Annotated in this window: 17 protein-coding genes; 3 read left to right on the top strand and 14 right to left on the bottom strand. The window is 64.0% G+C overall.

The annotated features are described in order from the left end of the window. Positions 1 to 80 precede the first annotated feature (80 nt). The 3 genes from ACZY0R_RS12315 to kce form a co-directional block, all read right to left on the bottom strand. Complete coding sequence (locus ACZY0R_RS12315) at positions 81 to 827, bottom strand: SDR family NAD(P)-dependent oxidoreductase (protein ID WP_488858639.1); 747 nt, start codon at positions 825 to 827, stop codon at positions 81 to 83. 229 nt (positions 828 to 1,056) lie between these two features. Then, positions 1,057 to 2,115: a beta-keto acid cleavage family enzyme gene (locus ACZY0R_RS12310; protein ID WP_488858638.1), complete on the bottom strand. Its 1,059-nt coding sequence runs from the start codon at positions 2,113 to 2,115 to the stop codon at positions 1,057 to 1,059. Positions 2,116 to 2,209: 94 nt separating this feature from the next. Further along, positions 2,210 to 3,145 (bottom strand): 3,5-dioxohexanoate:acetyl-CoA acetone transferase, encoded by a 936-nt coding sequence (gene kce / locus ACZY0R_RS12305; RefSeq protein WP_488858637.1) that lies wholly within the window; start codon positions 3,143 to 3,145, stop codon positions 2,210 to 2,212. Positions 3,146 to 3,315: 170 nt separating this feature from the next. On the opposite strand from kce, the gene ACZY0R_RS12300 reads away from it, so the two are divergent. Together ACZY0R_RS12300 and ACZY0R_RS12295 are read left to right on the top strand one after the other, a co-directional pair. After that, positions 3,316 to 4,326, top strand: coding sequence for an AraC family transcriptional regulator (locus ACZY0R_RS12300; RefSeq protein ID WP_488858635.1), 1,011 nt, complete (start codon positions 3,316 to 3,318; stop codon positions 4,324 to 4,326). A 148-nt stretch (positions 4,327 to 4,474) separates the two neighbouring features. Further along, complete coding sequence (locus tag ACZY0R_RS12295; RefSeq protein ID WP_488858634.1) at positions 4,475 to 4,759, top strand: hypothetical protein; 285 nt, start codon at positions 4,475 to 4,477, stop codon at positions 4,757 to 4,759. A 932-nt stretch (positions 4,760 to 5,691) separates the two neighbouring features. Here ACZY0R_RS12295 and ACZY0R_RS12290 read toward each other — a convergent pair. After that, positions 5,692 to 6,516: a 3-oxoadipate:acetyl-CoA acetyltransferase gene (locus tag ACZY0R_RS12290; RefSeq protein ID WP_488858633.1), complete on the bottom strand. Its 825-nt coding sequence runs from the start codon at positions 6,514 to 6,516 to the stop codon at positions 5,692 to 5,694. A 685-nt stretch (positions 6,517 to 7,201) separates the two neighbouring features. Between ACZY0R_RS12290 and ACZY0R_RS12285 the strand changes: the two genes are divergently transcribed. Then, complete coding sequence (locus tag ACZY0R_RS12285; RefSeq protein WP_488858631.1) at positions 7,202 to 7,390, top strand: hypothetical protein; 189 nt, start codon at positions 7,202 to 7,204, stop codon at positions 7,388 to 7,390. A gap of 442 nt (positions 7,391 to 7,832) precedes the next feature. Here ACZY0R_RS12285 and ACZY0R_RS12280 read toward each other — a convergent pair whose 3' ends face one another. The 10 genes from ACZY0R_RS12280 to ACZY0R_RS12235 form a co-directional block, all read right to left on the bottom strand. Then, positions 7,833 to 9,431, bottom strand: coding sequence for a class I adenylate-forming enzyme family protein (locus ACZY0R_RS12280; protein WP_488858630.1), 1,599 nt, complete (start codon positions 9,429 to 9,431; stop codon positions 7,833 to 7,835). 275 nt (positions 9,432 to 9,706) lie between these two features. Continuing rightward, positions 9,707 to 10,492: a hypothetical protein gene (locus ACZY0R_RS12275; protein ID WP_488858629.1), complete on the bottom strand. Its 786-nt coding sequence runs from the start codon at positions 10,490 to 10,492 to the stop codon at positions 9,707 to 9,709. A gap of 42 nt (positions 10,493 to 10,534) precedes the next feature. Then, on the bottom strand, positions 10,535 to 12,118 hold the full coding sequence (locus ACZY0R_RS12270; RefSeq protein ID WP_488858628.1) for a class I adenylate-forming enzyme family protein: 1,584 nt from the start codon (positions 12,116 to 12,118) through the stop codon (positions 10,535 to 10,537). Positions 12,119 to 12,161: 43 nt separating this feature from the next. After that, positions 12,162 to 12,983, bottom strand: coding sequence for an SDR family oxidoreductase (locus tag ACZY0R_RS12265; RefSeq protein ID WP_488858626.1), 822 nt, complete (start codon positions 12,981 to 12,983; stop codon positions 12,162 to 12,164). Between the two features lie 45 nt (positions 12,984 to 13,028). Continuing rightward, the gene (locus ACZY0R_RS12260; RefSeq protein ID WP_488858624.1) at positions 13,029 to 14,216 is read right to left on the bottom strand and encodes an acyl-CoA dehydrogenase family protein; all 1,188 of its coding nucleotides are present in this window, start codon (positions 14,214 to 14,216) and stop codon (positions 13,029 to 13,031) included. A 27-nt stretch (positions 14,217 to 14,243) separates the two neighbouring features. Continuing rightward, positions 14,244 to 15,845 carry an acyl-CoA carboxylase subunit beta gene (locus ACZY0R_RS12255; RefSeq protein WP_488858622.1) on the bottom strand — a complete coding sequence of 534 codons (1,602 nt, stop codon included), beginning with the start codon at positions 15,843 to 15,845 and terminating at the stop codon, positions 14,244 to 14,246. Positions 15,846 to 15,847: 2 nt separating this feature from the next. Beyond that, positions 15,848 to 16,345 carry an acyl-CoA carboxylase biotin carboxyl carrier protein subunit gene (locus tag ACZY0R_RS12250; RefSeq protein WP_488858620.1) on the bottom strand — a complete coding sequence of 166 codons (498 nt, stop codon included), beginning with the start codon at positions 16,343 to 16,345 and terminating at the stop codon, positions 15,848 to 15,850. Then, positions 16,345 to 17,832 (bottom strand): acetyl-CoA carboxylase biotin carboxylase subunit, encoded by a 1,488-nt coding sequence (locus ACZY0R_RS12245; protein WP_488858619.1) that lies wholly within the window; start codon positions 17,830 to 17,832, stop codon positions 16,345 to 16,347. Before ACZY0R_RS12245 ends, ACZY0R_RS12250 begins: the two co-directional genes overlap by 1 nt. 5 nt (positions 17,833 to 17,837) lie before the next feature. Beyond that, entirely contained in the window at positions 17,838 to 19,676 is a 1,839-nt protein-coding gene (locus ACZY0R_RS12240; protein WP_488858618.1) for an acyclic terpene utilization AtuA family protein, read from the bottom strand. After that, entirely contained in the window at positions 19,669 to 20,463 is a 795-nt protein-coding gene (locus ACZY0R_RS12235) for an enoyl-CoA hydratase-related protein (RefSeq protein ID WP_488858617.1), read from the bottom strand. Before ACZY0R_RS12235 ends, ACZY0R_RS12240 begins: the two co-directional genes overlap by 8 nt. Positions 20,464 to 20,475: the final 12 nt, after the last annotated feature.

Genomic DNA, 20,475 nt, shown 5'->3' with positions numbered 1-20,475 from the left:
CGAAGCGCGGAGCTCAGCAAACGGTCTTTCAGGCAAAGCCATCTGTGCAGGAAGGTGGGCGTTGGGCAGCCGGTCGCTGACTACATCGCTGTCTTGCCGCCATTAACCCCGAGGATCTGACCGGTGATGTATGTGGATCGATCGGACGCGAGGAAGACAATGGCGTCGGCGACCTCCTCCGGGGTGCCGATGCGACCCGACGGGATTGTCGCGGCAACTGTCGCGATCCTTTCGGCGCCACCCGCGATGCGGTCCAGCATCCCGGTGTCGATAGGGCCAGGAGCAACAGCATTCACTCGCACATTCGACCTGGCTGCCTCTAGTGCTGCAGCCTTGGTAAGGCCCTCGATCGCGTGCTTGCTCGCCACGTACATCGGATTCTGCGCATTGCCGCGGCTTCCCATCGTGGAGGACAGGTTGATAACCACACCCTGCTTCTGCTCCAGCATCACGCGCAACTCGTGCTTCATGCTGAGAAACGTACCCAGGACATTCGCGTCGAAGGTCGTTGAATAGGATTCGACAGTCTGGTCAACGATCGATCCTGGCGTTCCTTCGGTCCCTGCACTGTTCACTGCAACATCGAGCCGGCCAAAGCGGGAAACGGTGTGATCGACGAGTTGGCGGACTTGCTCCTCATTACTTATGTCAGCGGGCACAAACTCGGCCTCAGCGCCCAGTTCCCGGAGTTGGGCCACAAGCGTGGCTCCGGCAGCGACATTGCGGCCGGTGCAAACCAGCCGAGCGCCCTCGCGACCAAATGCAAGAGCGGTTGCGTAGCCAATTCCGGACGTGGCTCCAGTAACAAGAACGACAGCATGAGTCATTACACGCTCCTAATTTGAAAAAAACAAACAGATCGGATTTCAGTGATTCAGGCTGGAGGCGGCGTGGACGAGCACACGATGCGAGCCTGTATCACGAACCAGAGGAGGAAGATGAGTTGCACGACAGATGGCGATAGAGAAGCCTGCTGCCCAGGGCGGCTCACGGTCTTATGAGCGCCTTCGAGGCGCTCATCATCCCCAGCCACCGGCTTTGCCGGTGGTAGTTGACTCAGGCCACGCCGCGCAGCGGCACGTTTCTGACGCCCGGCTTGCGGTTCGGAGTCATGCCGTTGGCGGCCAGAGTTTCATCGACATCGTTGTACCAGGTGCCGATACGGTAGATTTCTCGCGCTTCCTTGCCATTGGCGATCTCGCGGCCCAGTTCCTTGGCGATACGCACGATCTGCTGAATCTGCTGCACCGAGGTGAAGCGCTCGCCATGCTGATCGATGAGGGTGTCTTCAATGCCGCAGCGCACATGCATACCCAGCGCCAACCCTATCGTGTTCCACGGAAGTACGTTCTTGAACAACGATTCGGCGGTAATGGTGCAGCCGTCCGGTGCACGTTGGATGAAGTCGAACAAGTTGTACGGATGTGGGCCATGGTGGCCACCACCGATGCCGATGCAGGTCAGATTCAGCGGGCCGGTGTAGATACCCTTGCGCACCATGCGGTCCAGCGTTTCGAGCGCATGCATGCCGACCAACTGAAAGTGCGGCTGGATGCCGGCTTTTTGCAGGCGGCGCAAGTGCTCTTCCGCCCAGGTCGGGCCGGCCGGAACGATCATTTCACGGTAGGCGTCGTACATGGCCGGATTGGCGAGGGACGTGCCTTCATAAAATTCCGGATAGATCAACTCCATGATGTTCATCTGGATGGTGTTGAGCGCTACCGTCACCTGGTCCGGCTTCGGGTCGAGTTCGGCCAGTGCGTGGCGGGTATCGTCCGACAGCCATTTGGCAGCCTGGCCTTCGTCTTCCGGCGCAAAGGAAATCGAGCCGCCGACCTGAATGATCATGTCCGGCACCACCTTGCGCACGCCGGCGATCAGTTCATTGAACATGGACAGGCGTTTGGAGCCCTTGCCATCCGGCTCGCGCACGTGCAGGTGCAGCACGCTGGCGCCGGCTTCATAGCAATCCACCGCCTTCTGGATCTGCTCTTCCATGGTCACCGGGATGTCTTCCGGGAAATCTTCCGGCATCCACTCCGGACCGTACGGGGCCACGGTAATAACCACCTTGTCCATAGTCTCCGGGTGCAGCGAATCATCCAGGAATTGCATATCGTTCTCCTTGATAAGGACGTTAGTTATCGAGGCCGCAACGAATTGTTGTGGCCGGGTCGAGCATCAATTGACTTAAGGCGATCGGGAGAAATCAGAATGCAACAGCATGCTTGCCCTTCAGTTGGAGCATGTCGCGCGTCTCGTCCGGCGTGGCCACCTCCAGATTCAGGGATTTCAGGATCCCGACGATGTGCCTGACCTGATTGGCGTTGCTGGTCGACAGCCGGCCCGGGCCATCCCAAAGCGAGTCCTCCAGGCCCACGCGGACGTTTCCGCCCATTGCAGCCGCCATGGAGGCAATCGGCATCTGGCTGCGGCCGGCACCCAGCACGGACCAGAAGTAGTCCTTGCCGAACAGCCGCTCAGCGGTACGGCGCATATGCATGACGTCATCGGGGTGCGTGCCGATGCCGCCGAGCAGCCCGAAAACGGACTGGATGAAGAACGGCGGCTTGAGGATGCCACGGTCAATGAAGTGAGCCGCCGTGTAGAGATGGCTGGTGTCGTAGCATTCGATCTCGAAGCGAGTCCCATTGTCGGCACACGACTCCAGGATGTAGCGAATCTCCTTGAACGTGTTTCTGAAGACGCGGTCTTCCGAGCCCTCGAGGTAAGGACGTTCCCAGTCGTACTTGAACGTCTTGTGCCTGGCGAGCATCGGGTACAGCCCGAAGTTCATCGACCCCATGTTCAGCGAGGCGACTTCGGGCTTGAGTTGCAGCGCCGGTTGCAGCCGTTCCTCGACGAGCATGTTGGGTGCGCCGCCCGTCGTAAGGTTGATGACCACGTCGGAACGCGCGGCGATCTCCGGGAGGAATTCCCGGAAGAGCGCAGGATCCTGGGACGGCTGGCCATTCCCGGGCTTGCGCGCATGCAGATGGACGATCGAGGCGCCGGCCTGGGCCGCTTCGATTGCTTCGCGCGAGATGTCTTCGGCCGTGAGGGGCAGGTAGGGAGACATCGTTGGCGTATGAATGGCGCCCGTTACAGCGCAGGTGACTATGACCTTGTTTTGCGGTGCTGCCATGGCAAATGTGTTCCGTTCGTCGTCGAATTACGAAACAGTCTAATAATCCTGGGCCGTCAGTTTTCTCTCATTTAACGACATCTGTATCTCATTTCATGACAGAATGACGTGATACTCGGGTTTCCCCGGAGCGAACGGATCCGAGCTACACACTGACTGAGAAAGCAGCGATGGGCACACTGATTCGTACTGGCGTGATGGCAAACTATTTCAAGGTTGCGCAGCAGTTGGGCCTTGAACCGCAGCCGTTGCTGCGCAAACTGGGGCTGACCAGAGAGATGCTTGCGGACCCGGAACACTGGATTTCCGGGAGTGCTGCCGTTACCTTGTTGGAAGAGTCAGCGCGAATCACGCAATGCCCGACATTTGGGCTGCGTATGGCCGACCTGTGGCAACTGTCCGATCTCGGTGTCGTGAGCGTGTTGCTCACCCATCAAAGGACCCTGCGCGACGCGGTTGGCACCTTGGTTCAGTATCGGCACCTGATGAATGAGTTCCTGGTCATCCGGATCGAGGAGACCGGCAAGAAGGTGATCGTGCGGGAGGACGTCGTCGCGGATGACGCCGGGCCGTCTATACAGTCTATTGAGCTGGCACTGGGCGCAATGTCACGCATGTTCAGCACGCTGCTGGGCAGTTCCTGGCAGCCCCTTGGTGTTAATTTCACCCATGACGCTCCACCTGATCTGCGGCTGCACCGCCGTATCTTCGGCGGGAAGCTGGAGTTCGCAAGCGCTTTCAATGGCTTGATTTGCCGCTCCGCCGACCTGGACTTTCCCAACCCCATTGCTGAACCCACCATGGCACGCCATGCGCAACGCTTGCTTGAAGGTCTGCCGGGGGCTAACGAGCCGTCAATTGTGCTCGAGGTGCGCAAGGCGATCTATCTGATGCTTCCGGCAGGGCGCGCGACGATTGAGCAGGTCGCAAAGGGGCTGGGGATGAACGTGCGTACACTGCAGCGCCAGCTCGAAGGCGCTGGAAAGGTCTTCTCAGACATGGTCAATGGCGTACGGCGCGATCTCGTGATCCACTATATGGACAACAGAAGCTACTCGCTGGGACGCATTGCCGAGTCGCTTGGCTACTCCGCTTATGGCTCGTTCGTACGTTGGTTCGAGGCACAGTTCGGGATGACGCCAACGAGGTGGCGCAGCACTAAGCCAGCAATTCTGAGGTAAGCCGCGACGGTTAGCCAATGCTTTACCCCAACCCCATCAAGGAATTTCATCCCGCGCCACGTGCGGTGGTCGAAGCGATCCTTCCATCCGGAAGCTGCCCGGCAAAGGCGGGCTGGGCATTGGCCACGCTTGCGCCCTCATCGAACGCTTGGTCGACGACGGTGGCATCGACTACCTGCATGCTTCTCTCAACAAGCTCCTGGCCGGCGAGCCACAGGATTACGCGAGCGAGAAGAGCACCGCCAAGCAACTCATCGAGCGCGTTGCCAACCGCTTACCGCTGATCGGCGACGAGCGGCAGTCCCAACGCAAGCGCCTCGCGGGCCTGAGCCGACAGGGCCCGGCGATGACGGCGAATTGGGTGGAACTCGAATTCGGGATCAGGCCGCGGCCGGCATGCCGGGAGATTGGACAGAGGCAGCATTCTGTCTAGACTCGCACGAAATGCGCCGGCAACGTCCCCTGCGCTAGGGGCCGCGCGACACGACACGGCGAATCGGGGCCGCACCGGGCGCTACCCTATGCGTGTCGGCCGATGATTTACCGGCTGTGACGAAGCGCTGAATGACCGCTGTACTTCGGAAGCTGACGCCGGAGCCGTGCTGGGGCGAACGACGGCAACGGGTCGGCAAGAGCCAGTGAGCAACCGGTAAGGAGCAGTCCAACGAATTCGCGTCGCTATCCCATGCACGCCTCGACTGGCAGACCTGCCGCGACGGCGCCTTCGGACGAGAGAGCACAAGGTCTGCTAGTCCCGCTGCACGAACGTTACTTATACATCACTTTACATCTCACCAAGGTCTGTCGCTTCCCCGTTTACGCCCTGGCTACCTTGCCAGGGCTTTCTTTCATTTGAGCCACCCTATGTCGCTGTCGCACGGCCGCAAAGCCGGGTTCGGGTTGACCCACCCATCGGCTGCCCTATAATTTAAGTGCTGACTGAGACACGCTATAGCAAAGCGAAGGTAGGTCAGCGAGACGATCATGCCTTCCTGGATGGAACGTGGTCGTGGCAGGCCGGCAACCTGCAAGCCCGAACCGGATCAGGAACGCTGACCCGGTTCGGACGCGTCTAGGGCTGAAATCGCCGAGCACCTGTATACGGTGCTTTTTGTTGCTCATCGATTTGCGACCAGCGATCGGCCCGCGGACCAGATGAAGGCCGAGCCGGCGCCGATGTAGCCGCGCACGAAGAAGGCCGAGGCAACCAATGATGCCGGCAACCTCTTCCAGTGCAGCGTTCCATTCTGTTTGGAACTTAATCGGCGGTTGGCGCGAATGACTTTCCGTAGGATGTCGCGCGCGCTCTTGGTCCAGATGAACGGCTTGGGGTTGGTGTTGTCGTGAGCGATGTGGGAATGCTGTTCAGCTCAGATTCAGGATCTCGCGAGCCTGGGCTGCGGTCGCGACGGGGCGACCATACTCCTCGCAAAGCTCGGCAACCTGGCGCACAAGCGCGGCATTGGACGGGGCGAGCGTATTCTTGTCCATCCGCACATTGTCTTCAAGCCCGGTGCGGCAGTGCCCCCCGAGTTCGAGAGACCAGCGAGCCATCGTCAGTTGATTGCGACCGATGCCGGCGCCTGTCCATGTAGCATCGGGCGAAAGGCGCTTGAGGGTACGAACGTAGAAGTCAAGCACTTCGCGATCGACAGGCATTGCGTTCTTGATGCCCATGACAAACTGGATGTGCAGGGGACCGACGATCGCGCCCGCCGCCTGCATAGCTGCCGCCTGGAAGATCATCGACAGGTCAAAGGCCTCGACTTCGGGCTTGATGCCGTAGGTTTTCATTTCGGCGGCGAGCCAGTCGACCAGGTCCGGCGGATTGTCATAGACCCGGGTCGGGAAATTGACCGAGCCGGTTGCCAAGGATGCCATGTCAGGCCGCAGGGATAGCATGGCACCTCTCTCATTGCCGGCCCCAGAGCGACCACCGGTGGACACCTGGGTGATCATGCCCGGCGCGTGCTTGCGAATGCCTTCCAGCACCAGGGCGAAACGATCGGGATTTGACGTGGGAGTTTCGTCATCGTTGCGTACGTGGAGATGAACCAGGGTCGCCCCGACTTCGAATGCCGCCTGGGTCGATTCCACCTGCTCGTTCACCGTGATCGGCACAGCCGGATTGTCTTTCTTGCGCGGCAGTGATCCCGTGATCGCAACAGAAATGATGCAAGGCTTGTTCATGCTTGTTCAGTAGATTAGGTAGGGGGGACGGGGTATTTTTTGGTGCCTCCGGGGTCACCGAGAGGGCGACCTCTGTGCTGGGTTGGCGCTGTCCTCGTTCGTATTGGTCGACAATGCGCATGCATCGTATGGGCGGCTGGCTGGCTTCGTCCAATACTGATTGGGTCTGCGATGATACGGAGGGAGTATCGATTGCTGTCGACGCCGCACGCCGATCGACGCCCGACCAGGGTATTCTGTGAGCATTCCGGATGCCCAAAAAGAAAAAAGCCCCGTCGGCAAACAGCGTGGTCGTGCCGTTGCGCTTGTAGTCGTGCGTCATGGTGGCTGTGGGAGATCAAGTTCCTATATGCAGCACCACAAGTGTTACGTTTCAACAGCTCTAATGTGGCGGGCTCCGCGCAGACGTGTTGCGATTGAACTGACGCCTGTGTTGCCATTTGCTTGCGACGTCTCGGCTGGTGCAATCCAGGGAAAATTCCAAAGTATTGCTTTCGGAGTCGTATAGACCGTATTAATGTCACCGATGGCAGAGCCGGTAGGGCCGTACGCTGGCGCATCGGGCTTGCCGGCGGCGGCCGCTCGACATTGCCGGCATCCACCAGAACGAGCGCATGGCGTGTTCGGGAAGGCGGCATAATCGCCGTACCTTTTCGGACCAGAATCCTTTGAGGAGGTGCCAATCATGTCAGCTATCAAGCGCATAGATCCGGGCCATCCCGCCTACCAGGTCGCGCTGCATAGAACAAGCCGCTATCCTGCGGAGCACGTCACATTGACGGCTAGTTCCAGAAAGAGGCTGCGCCCCTGTTTACCGCATCGGAAGGTCGGGCGCGGCAAGGTCGGCATCGGCGGCAAGCGCAGCGGCAAGTAGGCCGTGAAGCGCCAATCCGGCAGCTTGCAGTCGGTGATCGGGCACCCGCGAGGGCTGTGCAAACGGCAGCGGGCATCGTTGGACACATAGAGCGGACGTTCAACCGATTGCCTCGCCTCAGCGTGTCGAACGCCCGGAATGGCCGATAAGCCGCCCTTGCCCGATAAGGCGGCAGATGCCTCTCCCCGGCCAGGAACAGCCGTTCGTGCCGGCCCGCGCCAACGGCCGAAGTTCGGCCAAAGCGGTCCTATGCGCCTACGCGACAGCCGACCTTTCCGAACGTCGGCTTCTTGTGTCTCGAACGCGTAGTTTCCACCCATCTGGCTCATTCGCCCATACGAGCCACAACTGGGATCCGGCCGGCCTTCTGACAGTCAACGCTTAGGAAAGATACTATCCCTTGCGTATGCAGCTATGGGTGCCATGCCGACACCCACGCGGGCTAGGAAGGCAGCGAAGGGAGGTTCGCTCCGCTCTCGGCGCGCAATACCGCCTTGTGGATCTTGCCAGCGGGCGTCAGCGGTAGCGTGTCCCGCAGTACCACCTGGCGCGGCACCTTGTAGTCGGCCAGGCGGGTCGCGCAATAGACGCGGATTTCCTCCTGCGTGACCTGGCAACCGGGTTTTGGCACGATGTAGTAACGCCCGATCTCACCCATCACCGGGTCGGGCACGCCAATGCCGGCAACCATCATGACGGCGGGGTGCCGCGCGATCACCCCTTCGATCTCGGCCGGATAGACGTTGAAGCCGCCCTGGATATACATGTCCTTCTTTCGGCCCTTCAGGTAGATAAAGCCGCGCTCATCCACGTAGCCCAAGTCACCCGAGTGCAGCCATCCTTGCGCGTCAAAGCCATCGGCCCCGGCCGCGCCGCCCACATAGCCCGCGCAGACACCCGCCCCGCGAAACCAGAGCTCGCCAATCTCGCACGCGACCGCGTTCTCGCCGTCGCGCGTGACCACGCGCATCGCCGCGGTATCAAGGATACGGCCGATCGATTGCATCAGATCCTCCCGCTCGGCTTCCCAGGGTGTCATGACAATCGCCCCCGACGTTTCCGACATGCCGTATAGGTTCATGACTGAAGCCTGCGGCATGCGCGCCTGCAGTTGCTCGAGCAACACGGCATCCGCAGTGGCACCGCCCACGAGCACCAGCCGGATCGAAGAGAAGTCCACCTCGGCTGCATCCGGGTGCATCAACAGCAGCGTGGCCATGGTTGGCACGCCCGAGAGAATCGTGGGCGGATGCTGGCGCATCATGGCGAGCATCAGGTCGGCCTTGAAAGCCGGCACAAGTTCGCAGGCGCCGCCGCTCAGCAAGAAGGTCAGCACCCCACAGGTGATGCCTCCCACATGGTTGAAGGGCAGGGCCAATTGGATATGGTCGGCCTCGGTCATGCGCACATGGCGTGCCTGGGCCAATGCGGCCGCCAGCATGCTGCGATGCGATAGGCCGGCCCCCTTTGGCCGTCCGGTGGTGCCCGATGTGTAGATCACCATAGCCAGGTCCGCCGGCTCGACCTGAGCCTCGGCGCGAGCCAACGCGGCGCCATCCGGCGCGGTAGCAGCCAGTGCCGAAAGCCGCAATGCGCCTGTTTCGGGCGATGGCGGTGCGTCGATCAGCCCCACGTGCTGCATGCCGGGCATGCGCGGTGCCAGCCGCTCCAGTATGGCGAGGAAGTCGAAGCCCTCGCACTCCTGCACCGTGAAGACTGCCTTGACCGCGCTGTCGTTCACCATGTGCTCGATCTCGTTGTCGCGATAGCGCACGCTCAGGCCCACCACCGCGATCCCGATGCGTGTCGCGGCGAAGAACAACTGCAGCCACTCGATCTGGTTCAGAGCGATCACGCCAATGCGATCGCCGCGCTTAAGCCCAAGCCCAAGCAGGCCGCAGGCAAGCCGTGCGGAAGCGGCCTCGGCCTCGGCGAAACTGTGCGCCTGCTGCTCGCACAGATAGGCTGTGCGCTGGCCCCATTGCTGGCTAGCCTGGCGCAGGGCGGCACCAATGGTGGCGGGAGACGGGTTGGCGGTCATGCGGTCCTCCTGGCGATGATAGATACGTAAAAGAATCGAGCCCGGCGCGGTGGCAGGGCTGGCATGTCTGAGCGGCAAGCGCTGCCAAGCAGCAGGGGGCGAAGCTTGCGGAAACGTAGCGCTGCGTTTCACCCTTCAATGCTCGCGCAAGGGCCCGCCACCAATACACCTTGAGCCTTCGTCGGCTCTTGTCAACACAGCGTCCGTTTGACCGCGCCGCGACCGGCGCCGTCCCGGGCCGGCCACCTCACTGCGGGCTTACCCTCGCACCTTCGTCAGGCTGATTTCAGCACTGGCGCCTGGTCTTGCCCTGCCAGCCTTGTTGCCAGCAGGTGCCCATCCTGCCCCGGCTGCATCGCTTCTCGCTGAACCACCTCGCCTGCCGCGGCACCGAAGGCGGCACCCGGGGCCGGAGCTTCGGATGCCTGCTCGCCGCGGCGCAGGGTCCAGCCGACAAACGGATCGGCAGCGTGGCTGCGCATCGTCCATCGCGCTTCGCAGGTGCGGCAACGGTGTTCGCACAACAGCAACACAATATGCGGAGAGTAGCGCTGGCGCGAGACAACGGAGACCGGATGCAGCCCGGGATGGCCGGACGCGCGCCGCGGGTCTCGCAGCAGGTCCGCGCACTCCACGCATATCGCCGGCTGCGCCGCCGGCGCGCTAATCGCCCGGGCAACCGGCTTCGGCACCTGACCCTCGCCGGCGCGCACGCGCGGGCGAGTGCTCCAGCGCCGCATGACCGTCCAGTACAGCACGCGCAACACCTTGTGGCCGGACTGCATGGCGGTGGCGCGGCAGCGGTCCACGTGCCGCTCGAGCAGCAGGCCCATCTCGGCCGCCGAGGCGAAGCGCACTAGCTGTCGTTGCCCGCTGCTGCCGACGATCCAGCCGTCGAACACTGCTACCAGCGCTGCCTTGTAGGCATCGCTACCCCAGCAGCCCGCGCACACAGCCTGCAGATTTGCCTGCCGGCTGGTGCGGCGGATTTCCGTGCGCAGCGCCCTCAGTTCCACGAGCGCTGCGCTATCGGGATGGCCCAGATCCTTTCTGCCGATCATGATGCTCCTCGACTAAAAAATGCCCAGCCCGCCGTGGGCCAGTTAGCACTCAGCTACCGCGAAGCAGTCCACATACTGCTTGCGCAGCACGTGCTTCTGGATCTTGCCAGTGGCGGTATGCGGCAGCGCGTCGATGAACTTAACCGCCTTCGGCACCTCGAACTTTCCGAGGCTGGTGCGGCAGTATTCGGTCAGCGCGGCCTCGCTGCAGTCCGCACCGGGCTTCAGCACCACAAAGGCGCAGATGGCCTCGCTCCAGTGAGGATGGGGCAAGCCAACCACCGCTACTGCCGCCACGGCGGGGTGCGCCAGAATGGCGGACTCGACCTTGATACTGGCCACGTTCTCGCCACCGGTCTTGATCATGTCCTTCTTGCGATCAAGGAAAAGCAACTGCCCGCCCTCGTCGATCATGCCAAGATCGCCCGTATGGTGCCAACCGAATTGCTGGACCGCTTCGGTCGCCGCGGGATCCTTGAAGTAGCCAAGCATGACGTTCGGGCCACGGTGCACGATCTCGCCGACCTCGCCGGGCTCGAGGACCCTGCCGTCGTCATTCATGATGGCGGTCTCGGAAACCACCGTGGAGACCCCCCAATAGTTCGCATCGCGCGCCGGATGCTCTACCGGACGGAAGCTCATCGTGACCGGGTAAATCTCGGTCTGCCCCGTGACCAGCATGATGTTGGGGCTAATCACCGACGCGATTTTTTCCACCAGCGGACGCGGCATCGGCGCCATGGCGTAGATACAGAGGCGTAGCGACGAGAAATCCGCCGTCGCGGCTTTGGCATCGGACAGGATTGCCGCATACATCATCGGCAGGCCCACCAGCACGGAGATTCGCTCCTTGATGACACTGTCGATGACGAGACCCGGCTGGAAACCCCGGCTCATCACGATGCAGGCGCCGGCAGCACAGGCCGCCGCAGCCACCACGTGCTGCCCACAGTGAAACAGCGGCAGAATCCCCGTCACCACGTCCTGTGCAGTAAACGCAAAGGTCGAAAGGTTGCCGATCACCGCGCTGTAGACCGAGGCATGCGTATGCACCACGCCCTTTGGATTGCCGGTCGTGCCGCTGGTGTACATGATCAGCGCGGGCTGGTCGCCGTCGATGTCCACCGCTGGCAGCACGATGGGGTAGCCGTTTGCCAACTCTGCCAGCGTCGCGCCTGTCGGGTTCGGCTCGCTGCCCATGGTGACCACTATGGGCAGCCCCAGCTCTTGCAGCAACGCCGCCATCTGCGGCCGCCGGCATAGGGCCGCATCGGCGATGATGCATGAGACCTCGGCATGGCGCAGGATGTAGGCGATCTGCGCAGGGTCGAGCTGGATATTGACCGGTACCCAGACATTGGCCGATTTATGGATGCCGTTGATGGCAACCACCATGTCGGCCGAGTTGGCGCACAGGGTGGCGACCTGGACCCCGCTGCCATGCGCCTCGATCAGGTAGTGGGCGAACCGCGAGCTAAGTGCATCCATCTCGGCATAGCTCAGGCGTTGCTCGCCATCGACCACGGCGGGGCGGTCTCCGAACTTGGCGGCCGTACGATACAGCAGATCGCCCAGCGCCACGCGTCGGATGCGGCGGCTCACTGCCGATGCTTGCGGTACTTGCATGCTTGTCTCCTTTTGATGTTGTAGTGTCCCGCTCCCGGCGGAATCAGCCGGCCGGGCGCGCCGCCTGCTCCCTGGCCGCAGCCTCGATCATCGGCTTGACGCTGTCGATGGCGCCGCCGCCATCGCACGGGATGATCGCGCCCGAGATGAACGACGCCGCGGACGAGCCGAGGAACATGGCGAGGTTGGCGATGTCCTCGCTGGTGCCCAGCCGCCCCAACGGCACCATCCCCTGCACCAACGCCCCGCCCTCCGTGCCCTGCGGCGAGAGCCGGCGCATGCCTTCGGTGTCGGCGATGGGCCCCGGCGAGATGGCATTCACCCGCACGCCGGCGGCGCCCCACTCCATCGCCAGCACGCGGGTGAGCTGGTCCACCCCGGCCTTGGCCGCGCACACATGGGCCTGGTAGCGGATCGGGATCGCGCCCTGCGGCGCGGTGATATTGATGACCGAGGCGCCGGGACTGACCAGGTACGGGAAGGCCTGGCGCATCACGTGGAAGGTGCCATTGAGGTCGATATCGACCACCACCTTGAAGCCGTTGGACGAGAGCTGGTTGAGCTCGGCCAGGAAGTTGCCGGCGGCTCCGGAGACCAGCACGTCGATCTTGCCGAAGCGGGCGTGCGCGGCCGCGAAGGCGCGGCCTACTGCATCGAAGTCGCGCACGTCGGCCGTTACGCCGAGCACCCCGGCGCCGTACGCCGCCAACGCGGCGACTGCGGCATCCACGTTTTCCTGCTTGCGGCTGGCCACGGTCACATTGGCGCCGTGCTGGGCGAAGGCATGGGCAATGCCGAGGTTGATGCCGGTGGTGCCGCCGAACACGAAGACGTGGCGGCCGGCGAAGTCAAAGGATACGTTCATGGCAATGTCCTGTCGAAAGCGGCTGGTTACGGTTACGGGTGCGGGTCAGCGGGCGGCGCGCAGCAATTCTTCAGCGATGATCATGCGGCGGACCTCGCTGGTGCCGCCGCCGATGGTGGCGAGCTTGGCGTTGCGGTAGTGCCGGTTGACCTCGGTCTCCCAGATGAAGCCGGTGCCGCCGTGGATCTGCACTGCCTTGTCGGTCACATGGAGCAGCATCTCCCCGACCCGCAGGATCGACGCCGCGCACAGCTTGTGCAAGTCGCCCCGCCCGCCGCCGCCTTGCTCCAGCACGTTGCACGCCATCAGCGCGCGATAGGCCAGCGCACGCGCCGCCTCCAGTTCGGTGTACATGTCGGCCAGCATCGCCTGCACCATCTGGAACGAACCGATCGGCTTGCCGAACTGCTGCCGTGTGTTGGCATAGTCGAGCGACAGGTCCAGGCAGCGCTGCGCCGAGCCGATGCATGGCATGGCCAGGAAGGCCCGCTCGAGATCGAGCCCGCTCATCACCACCGCCACGCCGCGATGCTCGCTGCCGATCAGGTTGCGGGCCGGCACCCGGCATTCGTCGAACACCAGTTCGCCGGTGGGGCAGCCGCGCCAGCCCATCTTGACCAGCTTCTGCGCCACGCTGAAGCCGGGAGCATCCTGTTCCACGATAAAGGCCGAGATGCCCTTGGCGCCCAGCGCAGGATCGGTCTTGGCGTAGACCAGAATGACGTCGGCCACCGGGCCGTTCGAGATGAACATCTTGCGGCCGTTGAGCACGTAGTTGTCGCCATCGCGGCGGGCCGTGGTGCGCATGCCGTCAAGCGCGTCCGAGCCCGCGCCCGGTTCGGTCAGCGCCAACGCCCCCACCCATTCGCCCGAGCACAAGTGCGGCAGGTAGCGCTGCTTCTGCTCTGCGTTGCCGTTACGCAGGATGTTGTTGAGGCAGAGGTTTTCGTGCGGCCCCCAGATGAAACTGGCGTTGGCGTTCCAGTAGCCGAACGCCTCCGCCACCATGCCGGCGGAGAACAGGTCCATGCCGGACCCGCCGTACTCCGGTGGCGCAGTGATGCCGAGATAGCCGGCCTTGCCGAGCATGGGCATCAGTTGCTCGGGATACCAATCCTCGTCGTCCATGCGTGGCAGCAACGGCGCCAGCTCCGCCTTGGCAAAGCGGAAGGCCTGTTCGTAGATTTCTCGCTGCTCGGTGGAGAGTTCGAACTGTGAAGTCGAAGTCGTCATCGGGTCTCCTGTCCTGGTGAATTCACTTCAGATGCGCAGAATGCCTTGCTGCCGCTCGCCGAACGGCGCGTTGAGCGAGGCTGACAGCGCGACCCCCAGCGCATTACGCGTATCGACCATATCGAGCACGCCGTCGTCGCGCAACTCGGAGGTCTGGTAGTACACGCTGTTGCTACGGGTGAAGTCGTGGTGGATCTGCTCATGGATGGCCTGGATCTCGGCGGGATCGGGCAGTTTTCCTTCGCGTGCGAGCGCGGCGATCTTGATCTGCGAGAGCGTCTTGGCGGCCTGCTCCGCACCCATGGTCGCGCACTGCGAATGCGGCCAGGCGAACAGGAAGCGCGGATCGTAGCCGCGCCCGGCCATGCCGTAGTTGCCGGCGCCGAAGGAAGCATGGCACAGGACGCTGAACTTGGGCACGCGCACATTGCTCTGGACCATGATCATCTTGGCGCCGTCCTTGGTAATGCCGCGATGCTCGTAGTCGCGCCCGATCATGAAGCCGGTGATGTTGTGCAGGAACAGCAGCGGCACGCCGTCGCGGTCGCACAGTTGCATGAAGTTGGTGGCCTTCTGCGCCGCCTCGCTGAACAGCACGCCATTGTTGGCGAGGATGCCGATCTTGTAGCCCCACAGGTAGGCGTAGCCGCACACCAGCGTGGTGCCATAGTCGGGCTTGTATTCATGGAACAAGCTGCCGTCGACCAGGCGGGCGATGACCTCGCGCATGTCGAACTGCTTCTTGATGTCGTCGGGAATGATCCCGTAGAGTTCATCGGGATCGTAGTAGGGCGCTTCCGGCTCACGCCTGTCCACCGTCTGCTTGGTACCGCGGCGCAGCGTGCCCACGATTTCGCGTGCCAGCGCGATGCCTTGGGTTTCCGAGTCAACGGCGTAGTCGGCCGTACCCGAGATGCGCGTGTGCACATCCGCGCCGCCCAGTTCGGCCGCGCTGATGTCTTCGCCGGTGGCGGCCTTGACCAGCGGCGGGCCGCCAAGGAAAACGCCGCTGGAGCCGCGCACCATGATCGAGTAGTCGGACAGCGTAGGGACGTAGGCTCCGCCTGCGGTGCAATGACCCAAGGCCACGGCGACCTGTTCCACGCCGGCGGCCGACAGGCGGCACTGGCTGTAGAACATATGGCCGCCCTCATGGAAGATGTCCATCTGCATGGGCAGGTAAGCGCCTGCACTGTCGACCAAGTGCACGATCGGCAGACGGTTCTCCAGTGCGATCTTGAGCGCGCGGATGGATTTTTTTGCGCCGAGCGGATAGACCGCACCACCCTTGATGGTGCTGTCGTTGGCCAGCACCATGACTTCGCGGCCGTTGACCACGCCGATGCCGGAGACCACGCCGGCGCCCTTGATGTGCGCGTCGTACTTGGCATGATTGGCAGCGAGCGGTGACAGCTCCAGGAACGGGGTGCCGGGATCCAGCAGCAAGTCCAGGCGCTCGCGCACCAGCAGCTTGCCCTGGTCGCGCAGGCGCTTGATGTCGCGCTCCGGCCGGTGGTGGCGGACGTCCTGCATCATCGCCAGGAATTCCTCGCGCACGCGCAGGTTGTGCGCACGGTTGGCCTGGAAGCTCTCGGAACGTGTATTGATACGGGATTCGATGCGGCGCATGCTTACTCCTTCCCGGCTTCGAGCCGCACCAGCAACGCGTCCCGTTCGAACAAGTCACCCTTTGCACAGGGAATTTCCGCGACCACGCCATCGCGGGCCGCTTCCAGGTTAAGTTGCATTTTCATACTCTCGATCACGATCATGGTTTGCCCCGCGCTCACGCGCTCGCCGACGGCGACCGCGACCTCGATCACAGTGCCCGGCATTGGGGCCACGCAGATATCGCCCTCGTCCGCGTCCGCACCGCCGCCCCGGACCGGATCGCGCAGCGTGACGGTCCACGCGCGCCCGAAGACATGCACATAGGCAGTCTCGCCATGCTGGGCGACCCAGACGGCATGGGTGTGGCCGTCCAGCGTGAGCCCCAGCGCGCCGTCCGGCTTGTTCTCCATCACTACGTCAAATACGACGCCGTTGACTTCGACCCTGCCGCCACGGGCATCGCGCACCAGCGCGACCTGATGGCGCGCGCCGGCGCCTAGTTCCGCTGTCAGCTTCATCAGTTCCTCCAGGTACGCATGGCGCCATGCACCGCGGGCGGCGCAAAGCGTGCATCAGTCAGTGTGCGGTTCGTCAGCAATGCCGCGGCAAGGACCACGTCAGCCTGTTCCGGCGTGGGCGCCGGCACCTGCAGCGCCGCCTTGTGCTCTTCCAGGAAGCTGGTGTAGGTATTGCCGGCCACGAACTCCGGATGGGCCAGCACGCGTTCGAGGTAGGCGGCGTTGGTGGTGACGCCGAGGGCCACTGTCTGCTCCAGCACGGCGCGCATCCGCTCGATCGCCTCGGCACGGTTAGCGCCGCGCACGATCAGCTTGGCCAGCATGGGATCGAACGCCGATGTCACGGTGTCGCCTTCCTGCACACCTGCATCCAGGCGGAAGCCGTCTGCCTCCGGCGGGCGAAATACCCGCAGCTTGCCGGTGGCCGGCATGAAATCGCGCTCGGCGTCCTCGGCGCACAGGCGGCACTCGATGGCATGCCCCTTCAGCCGGACCTCGTCCTGGCGGAAGCCCAGTGGCTCGCCCTCGGCAATGCGGATCTGCTGCTCGACGATATCCAGGCCGGTGATCATCTCGGTGACGGGATGCTCCACCTGGATTCGCGTGTTCATTTCCAGGAAGTAGAACGCGCCAGAGGTATCGACCACGAACTCGACGGTACCTGCCGACGCATAACCGACCGCCTTGGCCAGCGCTACTGCCTGGGCACCCATTGCCTGACGCAGCGGTTCGTGGACGAACGGCGAAGGCGCCTCCTCGATCACCTTCTGGTGGCGACGCTGGATCGAGCATTCGCGCTCGCCGAGATGAACGATGTTGCCGTGGCTGTCGCCCAGGACCTGGATCTCAATATGGCGCGGGCGCTCGATGTATTTTTCGAGGAACACCCGCGCATCGCCGAACGCGGCCAGCGCCTCGCTGGTGGTGCGCTCAAAGGCGGCACGGCAGGTTGCCGGGTCCGCGTCGTGGATCACGCGCATGCCCTTGCCGCCGCCGCCGGCGCTGGCCTTCAGGATGACCGGAAAGCCGATCGTGGTTGCCACGTCGAGCGCGTGGCCGGCATCGCGGATTTCGCCGTCATAGCCGGGAATGGTGTTGACCCCGGCCTGCGTGGCGAGGCGCTTGGAGCGGATCTTGTCGCCCATGGCATCGATGGCGTTCGCGCCGGGGCCGATGAAGCGGATGCCTGCGGCGTCGAGCGCGCGGGCGAATTCCGCGTTCTCGGACAGGAAGCCAAAACCGGGATGCACCGCATCGGCGCCGGTGGCGCGGCAGGCGGCGAGCATGTTATCGATCGACAGATAGGCGGCCACGGGCGTCGGCCCGTCGATGCGATAGGCCTCGTCAGCCAGGCGCACCGCGAGCGAGTCCTGGTCCGCCGCGTGATAGACGATCACCGCGCGCTTGCCCAGGCGCCTGCAAGTGCGGATGATGCGCGCCGCGATCTCGCCGCGGTTGGCGATCAGCACCGTGTTGATGTGTGGCATGGTTGCTAGGCTCCGTTCTGCTTTGCGTTCGTTGACTTGGCGCCCGCCGCGTACAGCGCGAGCGGCCCTTGCGCCGCGAGCCAGGCGGCCGGCACGCGGACCGGCAGGTCCATCAGCATCTGTGCGTAGCTCTTGCCCTGCGGGTCGTAGCGCAGCGAGGCGATGCCGCCGCCGCCCAGCGCCCCGGCCAGCAGGAAATTCAGTGCGTGAAAGCCCGGCAACTCCCAGCGCTGCACCACACCGGTGACGTAGTGCGCGAAGAAGGCGCCGACCCGTTCCGTCGTCAGTTCGCGGCGCAGCACTGGCAGGAACTCCGGGCGGCGCGCGATGACGCCGATATTGGCGTCGTTGCCCTTGTCGCCGCTGCGCCCCCAGGCGAGGGCGATCAGCGGCACTTCCACGGCATCCGCGGGGGCAGGCTCGTCGGCCGGCACAGCCGGTTCCCGCCGTTCCAGCGGCTGGCCGGCCGCGACCGCCACGGCGGTCGCGGTGCCGCCCAGCTCAACCTGCACCGGCACCCGGCGCTTGTCGAGCAGGAAGGAGAACAGCCTCACCACCGGCGACGGCGACGGCCGTCCGCCGAACAGCCCGGTAGTGCCTTGCGCCATGGCTACGCCGGCCTGTGTCATCTCGCGGCCGAAGACCTCCAGCGCGGTCTTATCGTCGTGGCGCAGGCCGATCTTCAGCACCACTTCGCGGGCGGAAGCGGCAAAGCGGCCTCTCGCCCCATAGGTATCTTCGGCGCCGATCACCTCGACCGACGTCTCGCGATAATCCGCGCGCCCGGCCGCCAGGTTGAGCTGGCGCGTGCGCTCGATAATGGCCTGCCCCATGCGGCGCGCCTTGGCCGCGGCGTCGCGCCCTGCCACCATCATGGTGGCGATCACGCGCCAGCCGTCGGCGTAGGTGGCGCTGACCTTGTAGGTCGGCGTCGGGGCGCTGCCGCGGGCGCCGCTCACGTGCACGCGGTCGGGGCCCTCCTGCGCCAGCTTCACCTGCGTGAAATCGCACACCACATCAGGCAGGATGTAGGCGGCGGGGTCGCCGATCTCGTAGACGATCTGCTCCGCCACGGTGGCGGGACTGACCAGGCCGCCGGTGCCTGCCGGCTTGGTCACCGTGAAGGCACCGTCGGCCAAGCACTCGACGATGGGATAGCCCATGTCTTCCCAGCCCGGCACCTCGGCCCAGTCGGTGAACAGGCCGCCCGTGCATTGCGGGCCGCATTCGATGACATGGCCGGCGAGGCTACCGGCCGCCAGAAGGTCGTAGTCGGTATCGCGCCAGCCGAATTCGTGCATCAGGATGCCCAGCGTTACCGCAGAATCCACGCAACGTCCGGTCAGGACGATATCGGCGCCGGCATCGAGCGCGGTGGCGATGGCACGCGCGCCCAGATAGGCGTTGCAGCTCTGCAGGCGCTGGGGGAGCGGCGCCCCCGTGAACATTTCCGTGGGCGCGAGGGCCTTGAGTTCATCGATGCGCGGCAGCAGGTCGTCGCCCTCGACCACGGCGATGCGCAGCGCCACGCCGGCCTCTTGCGCCGCCTGTGCGAGCGCCTGCCTGCAGGCGCGCGGGTTGATGCCGCCGGCGTTTGACACCACGCGGATGCCGCGCGCCGCGATGGCGGGCAGCAGCGGCGCCAGGGTCTCGACAAAATCCGGGGGATAGCCCAGTTCGGCGTTCTTCGTCCTGGCGCGTGCGAGCAGTGACATAGTGATCTCGGCCAGATAGTCCGATACCAGATAGTCGATCCGGCCGCTGCCGACCAGTTGCGCCGCGGCTCGCGCGCTGTCGCCCCAGAAGCCGGAGGAACAGCCGATGGCAACCTTGCGCTCAGCCATGACGGCTCTCCCCTCCGGTCGCCCAGCGCGGCTTGCGCTTCTCCGCGAAGGCGGCCATGCCTTCGCGCGCCTCGTCGCTGCCGGCGAGCCGCTCGATCACCAACTCCGCGTAGGCGAGGGTCTGGTCGATCGACATGTCCTGCATCAGGTCGAGCGCCTGCTTGCCCACGCGCAGCGCGTTGGGCGAACTGGCTTCGAGCCGCGCGAGGACATCGGCGACGTGGCGGTCCAACTCGGCGGCCGGCACCACGCGGTTGATCAGGTGGTAGCGCTCGGCCTCCCCGGCGCTGAGCGGCTCGCCAAGGAAGGCCATCTCCCAATAGCGGCGGCGCGGCAACTGGCGGACCAGGTAGGTGGTAATCATCATCGGGAACAGCCCCACCCTGACTTCCGGCATGCCGAAGCGAGCGTGATCCGCGGCCAGCGCCAGGTCGCAGGCCGAAACCAGCCCGAGGCCGCCGCCCAGCGCGGCGCCATTGATGCGCCCGACGATGGGCTTGTGGCAGGCGCGCATGGCGCGATAGACCTGCACCAGCGGGTTCTCCGCCCCGCTCGCGGCGAACCCGCTGTCGGTGCCGCGGTCTTTCAGGTCGGCGCCGGCGCAGAAGGTGCGGTCTCCGGCCGCGGTCAGCACCACCGCGCGGATGGTGTCGTCGGCAGCGGCGCTGCGGATCCCGTCGACCAGTTGGCTGGTCATCGCGCGGTTCAGTGCGTTGTGGGTTTCGGGGCGGTTGAGCGTGAGCCAGAGCGCGCTGTCCCTGCGCTCGATCAGAATCGGTTCAGACATCTTGCGGAACTC

It is taken from the genome of Cupriavidus sp. F041 (assembly GCF_057814235.1).
This window is presented reverse-complemented; position numbering and strand designations above follow the sequence as displayed.

Coding starts and splice junctions, on each gene's coding strand:
- ACZY0R_RS12315 (WP_488858639.1), bottom strand. CDS start 827: ATGACTCATGCTGTCGTTCTTGTTACTGGAGCCACGTCCGGAATTGGC.
- ACZY0R_RS12310 (WP_488858638.1), bottom strand. CDS start 2,115: ATGCAATTCCTGGATGATTCGCTGCACCCGGAGACTATGGACAAGGTG.
- kce (WP_488858637.1), bottom strand. CDS start 3,145: ATGGCAGCACCGCAAAACAAGGTCATAGTCACCTGCGCTGTAACGGGC.
- ACZY0R_RS12300 (WP_488858635.1), top strand. CDS start 3,316: ATGGGCACACTGATTCGTACTGGCGTGATGGCAAACTATTTCAAGGTT.
- ACZY0R_RS12290 (WP_488858633.1), bottom strand. CDS start 6,516: ATGAACAAGCCTTGCATCATTTCTGTTGCGATCACGGGATCACTGCCG.
- ACZY0R_RS12285 (WP_488858631.1), top strand. CDS start 7,202: ATGTCAGCTATCAAGCGCATAGATCCGGGCCATCCCGCCTACCAGGTC.
- ACZY0R_RS12280 (WP_488858630.1), bottom strand. CDS start 9,431: ATGACCGCCAACCCGTCTCCCGCCACCATTGGTGCCGCCCTGCGCCAG.
- ACZY0R_RS12275 (WP_488858629.1), bottom strand. CDS start 10,492: ATGATCGGCAGAAAGGATCTGGGCCATCCCGATAGCGCAGCGCTCGTG.
- ACZY0R_RS12270 (WP_488858628.1), bottom strand. CDS start 12,118: ATGCAAGTACCGCAAGCATCGGCAGTGAGCCGCCGCATCCGACGCGTG.
- ACZY0R_RS12265 (WP_488858626.1), bottom strand. CDS start 12,983: ATGAACGTATCCTTTGACTTCGCCGGCCGCCACGTCTTCGTGTTCGGC.
- ACZY0R_RS12260 (WP_488858624.1), bottom strand. CDS start 14,216: ATGACGACTTCGACTTCACAGTTCGAACTCTCCACCGAGCAGCGAGAA.
- ACZY0R_RS12255 (WP_488858622.1), bottom strand. CDS start 15,845: ATGCGCCGCATCGAATCCCGTATCAATACACGTTCCGAGAGCTTCCAG.
- ACZY0R_RS12250 (WP_488858620.1), bottom strand. CDS start 16,345: ATGAAGCTGACAGCGGAACTAGGCGCCGGCGCGCGCCATCAGGTCGCG.
- ACZY0R_RS12245 (WP_488858619.1), bottom strand. CDS start 17,832: ATGCCACACATCAACACGGTGCTGATCGCCAACCGCGGCGAGATCGCG.
- ACZY0R_RS12240 (WP_488858618.1), bottom strand. CDS start 19,676: ATGGCTGAGCGCAAGGTTGCCATCGGCTGTTCCTCCGGCTTCTGGGGC.
- ACZY0R_RS12235 (WP_488858617.1), bottom strand. CDS start 20,463: ATGTCTGAACCGATTCTGATCGAGCGCAGGGACAGCGCGCTCTGGCTC.